Below are 11,945 nucleotides of genomic sequence, written 5' to 3'. Positions count from 1 at the left end.
CAATGGTTTCAGGGAGAGGGATGATACGCATTGCGGCCGTGCTGGCCGTGCTGGCCGCCGTCATGTTGCAGCCGGTAGTCGCCCAGGGGCAGGAACTCAAGATCGGCTATCTCGACATGGATCGCCTGCGCCAGTCGTACCAGGGGTTCAGGGATGCCGAAGAGGCCTTCCAGAAGCAGGTGACGGCCATGCAGGAACAGGTCCAGAGCAGGCAGCAGGAAGTCGAGATGCTGGAGCAGCAATATGAAGCCCGCAAGACCATGTTGACCGCGGCCAGGCGGCAGCAGGACGAGCAGAACATCATGCAGAAGAAACAGGAGCTCATGCAGTTCGCCCAGACCCAGCAAATGCAGTTGGCGCAGCAGGAAGTGGAATTGACCAGGCCGTTGCAGGAATCCATTTTCAACGTGGTGCAGACCCTGGCCAAGGCGGAGAATTACACCTATATCTTCGATGCCGGGTCGCTCTTTTACATTGATCCGCTTAGAGCGCAGGACCTCACGGGGCAGGTCCTGGAGGAACTGCAGAAGGAAGCCAACTAGCCACCCATGCGACAGAAGCTGGCAGATATCGCGACGCAGGTACAGGGCGAACTCATCGGCGACGGTTCATGCATCATCGAGAGCGTGGCCCCGCTGGACGAGGCCGGCAAGGGTTCGATCTCCGTCCTGATCAACGCCCGGCAGAGCCGGCGCCTGGAGTCGACGGAGGCCACGGCGGTCATCGTCTCCCGGGAAATCGATCACGCCCCGGTCCCCATCATCCGCGTGGCTTCTCCCGAGCTCGCCCTCGTCACCCTGCTGACGACCTATTTCGCCGGACACCGTCCCGCCGAAACCGGGATCCATCCGACGGCCAGGATAGATTCCGCCGCGGAGGTGGATGAAGAAGCGGCCATCGGTTCCCATGTGTCGATCGGTCCGCACACCGTGGTGGGGCGGAGCGCCTGCATCGGCTCGAACGTGTCGATCGGCGCCAACTGCCGGGTCGGCGCCGGCACGTGGATCTTTGCAAACGCGACGCTCTACGACCGGGTCTCCCTGGGAGAGGGCGTGATCGTGCACGGCGGTGTCGTGATCGGCAGCGATGGTTTTGGTTATTTCCAGGGCAGTGGAGGTGCCAGAAAGATACCGCAGGTCGGCGGCGTGGAGATCGGCGACGAAGTGGAGATCGGTGCGAATTCGACAATCGACCGCGCGACCATGGGCATGACCCGCATCGGCCGCGGCACGAAGATCGACAACCTGGTACAGATCGGCCATAACGTCGTGATCGGCGATCACGTCACCATATGCGCCCAGGTAGGCATCGCGGGCAGCACGGTAGTCGAATCGGGGACACTCATCGGCGGGCAGGCCGGGCTCTCCGATCACATCAGCGTCGGCGCCGGTTCCAGGATCGGCGGGCAGGCGGGCGTGACCAAGTCCATTCCCGCCGGATCGACCGTTTCGGGATACCCCGCCCGTCCGCACAACCAGGCCAGGAGAATCGAGGCGGCCATCAAGCGCCTGCCGGACCTGCTGCACCAGATCCAGACCCTGGAGGAGCGGATCAAGGCGCTCGAAAGCGGCGAGCAGGACGGGCCATCCAACGAAGGAAGAGAGTAGCGGCACATGCTCAAACGCCAGCGTACCATCAAGTCCTCGGCGTCCATCAAGGGCATCGGCCTGCATACCGGAGGACGGGCGACGATCACGTTCAAGCCCGGTGCCGTAAACGACGGGATCCGTTTCGTACGCGTCGACCATCCCGACAGGCTGGAAATTCCGGCGGACATAGACTACGTGATCGATACGACCCGGGGGACGAACCTGGCGCGGGACGGCGTCCGGATCCACACCGTGGAGCACGTCCTGGCCGCCGTCGCGGGCCTGGGCCTGGACAATATCCGGATCGAACTGGACGGGGACGAGCCGCCGATCTGCGACGGTAGCGCCATACCCTTTGTGAACGCGTTGATCGAAGCGGGCATCGTCGAACAGGACGCCCCCAGGGAATACCTGGAACTGGACAACCCCGTGCTGTATTCGGAGCGGGAGAACGGCCTGCTTAAGGAACTCGTCGTCATGCCCTCCGACGATTTCCATCTCACCTACATGGTCGACTACCAGAAATCCAACCTGGCCAGCCAGCACACCGTACTCTATTCCCTGGAAGACGAATTCGTCACCGAGTTCGCCCCGGCGCGGACCTGGACCTTCCTGAGTGACGTGAAGGCCCTGCGCGAAAGAGGACTGATCAAGGGCGGCAGCCTGGAAAGTGCGGTGGTAATCGCGGACATGGACCTGTCCGACGAGGAACTGGACGAGTTGAAGGATCTGTTCGGTGTGGAGGATAGGGTGGTGATCGGTGAGAACGGGATCGTGGGCGCCCAGCCGCTGCGGTTCGACAACGAGCCCTGCCGCCACAAGGCCCTCGACCTGATCGGCGACCTGGCCCTGCTCGGAGCGCCGCTCAGAGCGCAGGTGTTCGGCGCGCGTTCCTCCCATGCCGCCAACGTGGAACTCGTGCGAAGGATCCGCGGCGCGTGCGTGAAGAAGAAGCCGGAAACAGAAACAGGGAATGCCGATCCGCCTGCACCTGCTCCGTCTGAATCTGAACCCGAATCGGTCCTGGACATCGAGGACATCCTGCGCATCCTCCCCCACCGGTATCCCTTTCTGCTCATCGACCGGGTGACCCACATTGAACCGGGGAAGCGGGTGACCGCGCTGAAGAACGTGACCATCAACGAGCCTTTCTTCGCGGGCCACTTCCCCGGCCATCCCGTCATGCCAGGCGTCTTGATCGTCGAGGCCATGGCGCAGGCGGGCGGTCTGCTGCTGCTCAACACGATCGATGAGCCGAAAAGCAAAATGGCGTATTTCATGGGCATCGACCATGCCCGCTTCCGGAGACTGGTAAAACCCGGCGACCAGATCCGTTTCGAGTTGGAAACGATCCGGATGCGCATGCACGCATGCAAGATGGAAGGCAAGGCTTACGTTAACGATGAACTGGTTGCCGAAGCCACCCTCATGGCCATGATCACGGACCGTGCGGATCGGGTGGAACAGACTGACCGTGCTGACCAGACGGACCGGGTCGACCAGGCCGACCGGGCGGACCAGGCGGACCGGGCGGACCGGGCGGACCGGGCGGACCGGGCGGACCGGGAGGCCCCACAGTGACGGATATTACCGCCGAAGTTCAGATACATCCCACGGCCATCGTGCATCCCGACGCGGAGCTGGGCGCCGGCTGCAGCATCGGTCCCTACACGATCGTGGAACCCAACGTGACCATTGGGGCCGGTACCCAGATTGCATCCAGCGCGCTGATCGGCGCCCATACCCGAATCGGCGCGGAATGCAGGGTCTATCACGGGGCCGTCGTCGGGTCGATCCCCCAGGATCAGAAATTCATCGGCGAGCAGTCCATCCTGGAGATCGGAGACCGGACTTCCATCCGGGAGTTCACCACGCTGAATCGCGGAACGAGCGCGTTGGGGAAGACAGTTATCGGCAGTGATACCCTGGTCATGGCCTATGTGCACGTCGCCCACGACTGCGTGATCGGCAACCGGGTGATCCTCGCCAACGGCACGCAACTGGGCGGCCACGTGGAAATAGAGGATTTTGCCATTACGGGCGGGCTCGTCGCCGTCCACCAGTTCGTCCGGATTGGCCGCAACGCCTTCATCAGCGGCGGCGGCATGGTGACCAAGGACATCTGCCCGTACTTCAAGTATGGACACGATCCGCTCAAGCCCGTTTCACTCAACACCATCGGCCTGAAGCGCTGCGGATTCTCCGACGAATCCATCCGTACGCTCAAGCAGACCTATCGCCTGCTCCACCGGTCCTCTCTCAATATCTCCCAGGCGGTGAATGCGGTGACGGCGGAAGTGGAGCAAACCGACGAAGTCAAGTACCTGCTCGCGTTTATCGACGAAAGCGTCCTGCGGAGCAAGCGATACGGCCGCGGCCTGACATCCTGATTACGTGGAGTCATCAGAAGAGAAGCTGCCGCGGTCCCCTTCACTACTCACACTACCCATCGTCAAAAGAAAGGAACTGCCATGTCGGCCGTCTCAACCGGTGGGCGTACCGTGCGTATCGCCTCGCCCATGTCGCCTCCGTCCTGGGCCTTGCTTGAACTGAGCCTGATCAAACAGCAGGAAGAGGCCGTGGAAGCGTTTTACGATCAATACTTCGACGAGCGGGGGTACCTGCTCTGCGTGCCCCGCTGGGGCGGCGACGACGGACCGGACGATGCGGCCGAGAACTTCGCGAACTGGCCGGAGCTCTATGCGCTCGGCGCTACCAAACGCGTATATGACCTGTACAGGAAGGCGTGGGACGGTCACCTGCTGCAGTACACGGAGGCGAAGACCACCGAGGTCGAATTCGCCCGGGACGGCATGTATTTCAAGGAGTTCCCCACGATGTTCGACTGGATGCACAACGGCGAGGGCTTCACGGCCTTCTTCCTCGAGGGCCTGTGTGACTCCCGCGACAAGAAGTTCGTGGACCGCACCCGGCGATTCTGCGGCTTCTACATGGGCGACGATCCTATCGCCGACAACTGGATCCCCGAGCACCGCGTGATCAAGAGCATGTTCAACGGAAGCCGGGGGCCGATGCTGCGCAAGGCCACGGGGCTCGACTGGGCCGGCGATTCCATCGAGGTCGAGGGCCGTTTCAGGCTGGGGCACGGGGAACGGAACTACGAGGAGATGGTCGCCCACTTCAAGGACTATAACGATGTGGCAGGCGATCATCCACTAAATATGGGCGTAACCACGATGACCCTGAACGCCTACATGATCGACGGCGATGAAAGGTACTATGACTGGACGAAGGACTACATCGACGCCTGGGTGGAGCGCACCGAAAAGAACAACGGGATCATCCCCTCCAATATCGGACTGGACGGGAGCATCGGCGGGGAGTGCGGCGGAAGATGGTACGGCGGGGCGTACGGGTGGGGATTCTCGACGATCGTGCCCCAGACCGGCGAGACAGCGCACCGGCCCTACTTCCTGATCCGGGCTCACTGGAGTTTCGGCAACGGGCTGCTGCTGACCGGCGACCAGAAATACGTCGACACCTGGCGCGGCGTCATCGACGGCGTCAACGCGAACAGCACGGTCGAGAACGGCCGGACGCTCTATCCCCGCATGCACGGCGATGACGGCTGGTACGACTACCGTCCCGAACCCTTCGACGTGGGCGCGGAGCAGGTCTACTACTGGTCCATGGACCGCCGCGATCTCGAACGGGTACCCATGGAGGGCTGGATCGCCTTCCTGGAAGGGCAGAACCCGGACTATCCGGAAGAGGCGCTGCTGGAGGACATCTCGACCGTTCGTTCGAAGATGGAAAGGATGCGGAACGACCTGTCCACGCCGGATACGCGATTATCGGACGACATGAACGGCACGAATCCCGCGGCGGTGGACGCCCTGATCCGGCTCATGCTCGGTGGCATGCCCACCGGGCACCTGGGCCACCCCCTGCACTGCCGGTTCCGGTATTTCGATCCGGCGCGCGTACGTCCGGGAATGCCGGAAGACGTAGGCGCACTCGTGGAAGAGCTTCACGACGACAGCGCGGTGGTCACGCTGGTCAATACCAACCAGGTCTCCTCTCGTACCGTGACCGTCCAGGGCGGCGCTTACGGGGAGCATCAGATCCTGGAAGTGGATGGCGAAAGCGGGTCAACCCCGGTCGACGGCAGCAGTTTTACGGTGACGCTAGAGCCGGGATGCGGCAGCAGGCTGCGCGTGTCCATGGACCGTTACGCCAACCGGCCGTCCTTCGAATTTCCCTGGGAGAGGTAGGAAAGACCTTATGCCGAGAAGACTGACGCGGGCGCTGCTCATCCTGGGCATGTTGTCTGTCACGAACATGCCGCTGCCCGCGGCCGCCCAGCAGGATAACGTGGCCGCCCGGCAGGAAAACGTGGCCGCTCTGGTGGCGAAGCACCGGACGGAAGCCATCCGCATGCGAGAGCATATCCACCGGAACCCGGAACTGAGCAACCGGGAGTTCAAGACGGCGGCGCTGGTGGCGGATCATCTCACCGCACTCGGCATCGAGATCCGGACCGGCGTCGCCCATACCGGCGTGGTGGGCGTGCTTAAAGGCGGCCGGCCGGGTCCGGTGGTGGCCATCCGGGCGGACATGGACGCGCTGCCCGTGACGGAGGAGACGGTATTGCCTTTCCGGTCGACCGTGCGGACGACCTACCTGGGCCAGGAAGTGGGCGTCATGCACGCCTGCGGCCACGATGTACACACCGCTGTACAAATGGGCGTCGCTTCCGTGCTGGCCGAGATGAAGGACGACCTGCCCGGCACCGTCAAGTTCATCTTCCAGCCGGCGGAAGAAGGCGCGCCTCCCGGTGAAGAGGGCGGCGCGGACCTGATGGTGCGCGAGAAAGTGCTCGAAAACCCCGCGCCCGAGGCGATTTTCGGTCTCCATGCGCTGCCCTCCCTCGACGTGGGCACCGTCGGATACACCATCGGGCCGGCCTTCGCCGCCGTGGATCATTTCACCATCAAAGTCCGGGGTAAGCAGGCCCACGGCGCCCGTCCCGAAGAGGGCATCGACCCGGTCGTCATGGCTTCCGAGATCGTATTCGCCCTGCAGACGATCCGGTCGCGCACCCTGTCGCCCCTCGAGCCCAGTGTGGTCACGGTGGGTATCTTCCGCGGCGGCGAGCGCTTTAACATCATTCCCCGGGAAGTCCATCTCGAGGGGACGGTGCGCACCTACAATCCCGTGGTGAGGGACACGGTGGAGCGCCGGATGAAATCCATCCTGGAAGGCATAACCGCGGCCTATGGCGGTTCCTTCGTACTTGACTACGACCGCGGGACCCCTTCCGTGATCAACGACCCGGGCCTGTCCCGAGAAATGGCCGGCTACCTGACGGGTGCGCCCGGCGTCGAGCAGGTGCTCGAACTGCCCCCGACCATGGGCGGCGAGGACTTCGCCTATTTCGCCAACGAGATTCCCGGATTCTTCTACCGGCTCGGTACCACCAAACCAGGCCAGCCTTCGGGCGGACTGCACACCCCGACCATGACGGCGGACAGCGGATCCGTGGGAGTGGGCATGCGCGTGATGACCCACCTGGTGCTGGAGTTCCTGAACGCCCGGGCGCCGCGGTCCGATCGGTAGCCGCGCGACGGGGGTACGTTAGTCTTAACGACCCTTACGGTTCCGCGGACTCCCGACGGCCTGGCGGTAAGCCCGTGTCTGGTCCAGGGCCGAGATGCCCGTCGCTCCCTCGATGCATACGTCCGCGTCCGCGGTGACGTAGTACTTTTCCACATCCACGAAGACGGACGAACCGGCGAGGTTGCGCACCAGCACCTCGCCGATATCGACCACCGTGTGCAGCGCAAGCCCCCGCACTTCGTATTCCCGCCGCCATCCTTCCCAGTTTGTCGCGTCCTTTCGGTCCAGTGGATCCGATGAGATCAGGTGTTCCGTCGGAAACAGGCAGGACCATCCCAGGTGGTCGATCACCCGCTCGATGCGCGCAATGCCGTGGCTGGACAGGATCCCAAGCGCAAATCCGCCGGCGATGACTTCGAGGTGCTCCACCGGGAATCGTCCCGACGCCTGGATATCGTCCCGGTCGATCTGTTCGTACATGGTTTCTTTCGCGTCCAGGTGGGCCAGGGTCCTAAGGCCCATGACCAGGAGGGGTTTCACGGTAACGGCTCCTTTCGTCGAAGATAAGCTACTCCGGCCGGCACGGTCGTGGCCGGGCCTTGCGACCTGTGCGGACTCGGCCGGGCTGCCCGTCCCGCATGGTCGTAGCGGAACCGCGCGGTATTCGGTTACCCGGACTTCACAGACCGCCGCAGGTTGCCGAGTATGGACCCGATGACGACGAGTAAGGCGCCCGATATGCTGAGCAGATTCAGGTGTTCCGGCTGCAACAGGCCGGGAAGGAGCGGCGCCAGGATCATCATGTCCACGACGGTGACCATGGGCACGGCCGCCAGGACCATGCTGACCCGGAATACCTCGAGGTGTTTCAGTGATTCCACCAGCGTAACGAAGGCGACGAGCGAGATCACCGCCGAAGCGTTGAGCAGGATCATCTGCCGGGCGTCCTGCGCCAGCAGCGATTCGAATCGAACGAAGGGCAGGATTAAAAACGAACCGATCAGGTAGATCAGGAACAGGATGACGGACGTGGGCAGGATCTGCAGCAACTGCTTCTGGGTGAGGGTATATGTCGACAGCGCCAGCGCGGCCACCGTCACCCACAAAATGCCCGGTATCATGGCGCTGTCACCGGACAGGAGTTCCGCCAGTTCCTCGTTGAAGAACAGCACGATCCCGCCCGTGAGCAGCAGGAGGCCCAGGACCTGGATCAGGGTCATCCGTTCATGAAAGAGCAGCATGGCGCCCAGCAGCAGGAACAGCAGTGAGATCTGGTTGACTACCTGTGCGGCGCTGGGCGAGATGTACTGCAGGCTCTGGGGATAGAACACGTACGCGCAGCTGAACCCGAGCACCGCCGCGAGGAAGACCAGTACGTAACCGCCCTTGAGTCGACGGACCAGGGCGAAATGACCCTGCCGGTACACGATCAGCGCCATCAACGCGGCCGCGACGACGAACCGGTACCACGTCATCGTGAAGGCGTCCAGGCTGATCAGCATGATTTTCAGGACGATGGGCAGTCCGCCCCATACAAAGATCGTGAACAGGCTGAGGACCAGCCCCAGGCCCCAGCGGCCGCTGGTGACGTGACGGTTCATGCCTTCCCCGCGGGAGGGACCGCTACGAGAAGACAGGCGTGCGGCTTTATTCGATCACCTCCACTTCCGGCGTGAAGGTCATGTCGGGGTCGAGGGGATAGATGGGTCGGGGGACGTACTGGTGGCCAAGCGTGGGGATGTTGGGGCTCGCCGCCCCCGGCGAATCGATGGTGAGGGTTCGTTCCGCCCAGTCGTCGTACCACTCGTCCGGCGTATGGGGCAGCTTCTTGACCACGACGTCGAAGCGTTTCGGGTCCTGGCCGAAGGCGGGATACATCCACCGGTCGCACAGCAGGGGACCGGAAGCCGCCAGGAAAATCGTGATGTTCCGGCACTGCAGCACCGCGATGGGAACGTCGTCCCGCCGGTCCAGTACTTCGACCGTCGCGGTGACTTCCACCGGGGTAAAGCGGGGGTCCCGCGTTCCGCCCAGGGGGACGGTAATAGTCTGTCCGACGCCCGCATCCATGGCGCGCGCGACCGCGGGATCGTCGCGGATGGGGAACAGCACACAGCCGCGATAATCGCTCCCGAGGAACCCCTTCAGGATGGTGTTGCTTGTGCCCGGCGCGCCCGAACTGGTGGCGTCGGCCGCATCGGCGAAAACGACCGTTCCTTTCGCCTGCGCGGCGATGCGGATGCCCTCCTCTACACTGTGCAGCACGCACTGCATGTGGGACCGCATGTTCCAAAAGCTCCGGCCGATATGCAGGGCCTCCCGCACCGCCAGGTTCCGGTTGCCGTCCGTGATCACGACGACGCGGGAGCCCTGTTCCGGGCAGTCCGTCGGCGGGTGGCCCAGCATGATCCCCCCGGCGAGTACTTCGTCCCGTTCCTCCAGGCGCTCCAGGTACCGGATGAACGTGCCGTGCACGCCGGTGGCCGTCTTGAGTTCGTCGCCTCTGACCATGGTGGGCGTATACACGCTGGCGATCACGGGCCGGGCCCCGTCGAGGATGCGCAGCAGCACCCCGGCGGCCCGGGCGCCCGTTTCGTACCAGTCGATGTGGGGATAGGTGTGCAGGATGGCGCAGCCGTCCATGTGGGACAGCATGCGTCGGGTGATTGTGCCGTGCATGTCGAAGGAAGCGACCACGGGCACGTGGGGTCCGACGATCCGGCGCACCTCCTGCAGGACGTATCCTTCCGGATCCTTTTCGATTTCCGCGGCCATGGCGCCGTGCAGGTTCAGGTACACGCCGTCGGCACCGGCCCTGTGCCGTTCGATCACGTCGAGCAACTCCGACGCGGTCCGCTCGAAGCACGCCTGCGTGATCGTGCCGCCCGCGCCCATGGCGGCGCTGTAGGTGGGCACGATTTCCACGTCATTCCGGGCGGAAAGGGTATGGACGGCCCCACCGACCACGCCACCCAGGCTGTCCAGGTCCTCAAGGCCGACCGGACCCTCCAGCATCTCTCGGCCACGCAGGATACTGAAGTCCTCGTACACCGTATCGTTGGGATGGAAGTCGTTGGTTTCCTGGAAGAAGGTGCCGATCAGGATCCTGGGCATGGCGCTCCGGTAGTTAGTTCTAATACCTGGACGTGTGCTCTTCCACCTTGGTGATCGTCTCGATGACCGCCGGCCGGCCTTCGCGGTTGGCTTCCACCGCCCGCCGGATCGCCGGGGCGATCTGGTCGGGCGTCGTCACCTTCTCCGCGTAAGCGCCCAGCCCGGCTCCGATGGCGGCGTAATCCCCGCCCAGGCGGTTGCTCCCCCAGCGTTCCGACGCGTAGGCCATGTGGTGGTCGTAATGGGTCATGACCCCGTTGTTCAGGATCACCGTGATGATGGGGATCTCCGAACGCACGGCGGTCTCCACGTCCAGGCCGGCCATGCCGAAAGCGGCGTCGCCCATGACGTTGACGACCTGTTTCTCCGGGTCGGCGATCTTGGCGCCGATGGCCAGTCCCAGCCCGTAACCCAGTTGCGTGGAAGCGCCCCAGCCGATGTAACCCCGGGGTGTATCGGTCTCCCAGAAGGGCGCGAGTTGCTCCCGCGGATAGCCGGAGTCGTGGGTGATGATCGTGCGCGCCGCATCCACCACCCCCGCGATCTCTCGGAACACGCGGTACGGGCTCAGGGGCACCTCAACGGAGCGGAACCGCGGTTCCCATTCGGCCAGCCACGCCTGCTTCAGCCGGGCGATCTCCGCGATATCGCCCCGTTCATCGTCCCGGGGCCGCCCGTCGAGCTGGCGTTTCGCTTCCTCGACCAGTTGCCGAAGCACCACCCCCGCGTCGCCCACCGCGCCGTGGTCGACGCGGTGCTCCTTGTTCAGGTCCCCGTGGCTGACGACGCACTGGGCGAGCGCGGCGCCTGCCGGCACATCCGACTTGAACCCTGAAGTCATGCTTGTGCCGATGCCGAAGAAGAAATCGGTCTTCTTCAGGTATTCCGCCACCATGAGGGAATGGGAAGCCGCTCCCGTTCCCAGGGACAGGGGATGGGTTTCGGGGAATGCGCTCTTGCCGGCCAGCGTGGTCATGACCGGGGTCTTCGTCCATTCGGCGAACTCGATCAACGCATCGGTGGCCTCGGCGTACAGCACGCCCTGGCCGGCGCTGATGACCGGGCATCCGGAGTTCAGCAGGGCCGAAACCAGATCCCGGACGTCCTCGGGCGATGCGCCGCTTTTAAACGGTTTTACGGGGGTGTAGTCAAAGGCGTCGTCAGGGATCTCCTCCTCTCCCACGTCCCCTGGGATCTCCAGCATGACCGGCCCCGGCTTGCCCTGCTTCAGCAGGCTGTACGCCCGCCCCATCATTTCTGGAATCCGGGCCGCCGAGTTGATGTTAGAGACCCACTTGGTGATGCCCCGGTAGTTTTCCACCGATTCGAAGGCAAGGTCGGCGCCCGCGCGGGACCGCGGCGGGCCACCGGGCAGCAGCAGGACGGGCACCGAATCCGCGTAGGCCTGGGCCACCCCGCCGAAGGCGTTCTCTGCGCCCGGTCCCATCTGCATCATGAAGACGCCGATGGTTTTCCCGTTCCGAATCCGGCTGAATCCATCCGCGATGTTGACGCCGGCCCGTTCCTGTCGGCAGAGAATGGGACGCAGGCCCTCGATCGCGCAGGCGTCGATGAGTGGATGGTGGGGAAAACAGCTGAACCAGTCCAGCCCCTCCGCCTTCAGGATCTTCGCAATCGCTTCGTTTCCGGTCATGGGTTTCC

General features: G+C 63.8%; 10 protein-coding genes. 6 read left to right on the top strand and 4 right to left on the bottom strand.

Features of this window, described 5'->3' with window-relative positions; translation table 11 throughout:
- Nucleotides 1-2: 2 nt before the first annotated feature.
- The 6 genes from F4Y38_11915 to F4Y38_11890 all read left to right on the top strand — a co-directional run bounded on the left by F4Y38_11915 (nucleotide 3) and on the right by F4Y38_11890 (nucleotide 7,169).
- Entirely contained in the window at nucleotides 3-542 is a 540-nt protein-coding gene (locus F4Y38_11915) for an OmpH family outer membrane protein (protein ID MXY49986.1), read from the top strand.
- A 6-nt stretch (nucleotides 543-548) separates the two neighbouring features.
- A complete protein-coding gene (gene lpxD, locus F4Y38_11910) occupies nucleotides 549-1,607 on the top strand; it encodes a UDP-3-O-(3-hydroxymyristoyl)glucosamine N-acyltransferase (GenBank protein ID MXY49985.1) in 1,059 nt (352 codons plus the stop codon).
- Nucleotides 1,608-1,613: 6 nt separating this feature from the next.
- Entirely contained in the window at nucleotides 1,614-3,170 is a 1,557-nt protein-coding gene (locus F4Y38_11905) for a bifunctional UDP-3-O-[3-hydroxymyristoyl] N-acetylglucosamine deacetylase/3-hydroxyacyl-ACP dehydratase (protein MXY49984.1), read from the top strand.
- A 23-nt stretch (nucleotides 3,171-3,193) separates the two neighbouring features.
- Nucleotides 3,194-3,979, top strand: a complete 786-nt coding sequence (gene lpxA, locus F4Y38_11900) for an acyl-ACP--UDP-N-acetylglucosamine O-acyltransferase (GenBank protein MXY49983.1) — start codon at nucleotides 3,194-3,196, stop codon at nucleotides 3,977-3,979.
- Between the two features lie 81 nt (nucleotides 3,980-4,060).
- Nucleotides 4,061-5,824: a hypothetical protein gene (locus F4Y38_11895; GenBank protein MXY49982.1), complete on the top strand. Its 1,764-nt coding sequence runs from the start codon at nucleotides 4,061-4,063 to the stop codon at nucleotides 5,822-5,824.
- Between the two features lie 10 nt (nucleotides 5,825-5,834).
- Nucleotides 5,835-7,169, top strand: a complete 1,335-nt coding sequence (locus F4Y38_11890) for an amidohydrolase (GenBank protein ID MXY49981.1) — start codon at nucleotides 5,835-5,837, stop codon at nucleotides 7,167-7,169.
- A gap of 24 nt (nucleotides 7,170-7,193) precedes the next feature.
- Here the strand turns inward: F4Y38_11890 and F4Y38_11885 are convergent, their stop codons facing one another.
- The 4 genes from F4Y38_11885 to F4Y38_11870 form a co-directional block, all read right to left on the bottom strand.
- Nucleotides 7,194-7,709, bottom strand: a complete 516-nt coding sequence (locus F4Y38_11885) for a hypothetical protein (protein MXY49980.1) — start codon at nucleotides 7,707-7,709, stop codon at nucleotides 7,194-7,196.
- Between the two features lie 128 nt (nucleotides 7,710-7,837).
- Complete coding sequence (locus F4Y38_11880; protein ID MXY49979.1) at nucleotides 7,838-8,770, bottom strand: DMT family transporter; 933 nt, start codon at nucleotides 8,768-8,770, stop codon at nucleotides 7,838-7,840.
- A 46-nt stretch (nucleotides 8,771-8,816) separates the two neighbouring features.
- Nucleotides 8,817-10,283 (bottom strand): M81 family metallopeptidase, encoded by a 1,467-nt coding sequence (locus F4Y38_11875; GenBank protein ID MXY49978.1) that lies wholly within the window; start codon nucleotides 10,281-10,283, stop codon nucleotides 8,817-8,819.
- Nucleotides 10,284-10,302: 19 nt separating this feature from the next.
- Nucleotides 10,303-11,937 carry a thiamine pyrophosphate-requiring protein gene (locus F4Y38_11870; GenBank protein MXY49977.1) on the bottom strand — a complete coding sequence of 545 codons (1,635 nt, stop codon included), beginning with the start codon at nucleotides 11,935-11,937 and terminating at the stop codon, nucleotides 10,303-10,305.
- Between the last annotated feature and the right edge of the window lie 8 nt (nucleotides 11,938-11,945).

The organism is Gemmatimonadota bacterium (assembly GCA_009838645.1).
In the GTDB taxonomy this organism is placed as follows: Bacteria; JAAXHH01; JAAXHH01; order JAAXHH01; family JAAXHH01; genus JAAXHH01.
This window is presented reverse-complemented; position numbering and strand designations above follow the sequence as displayed.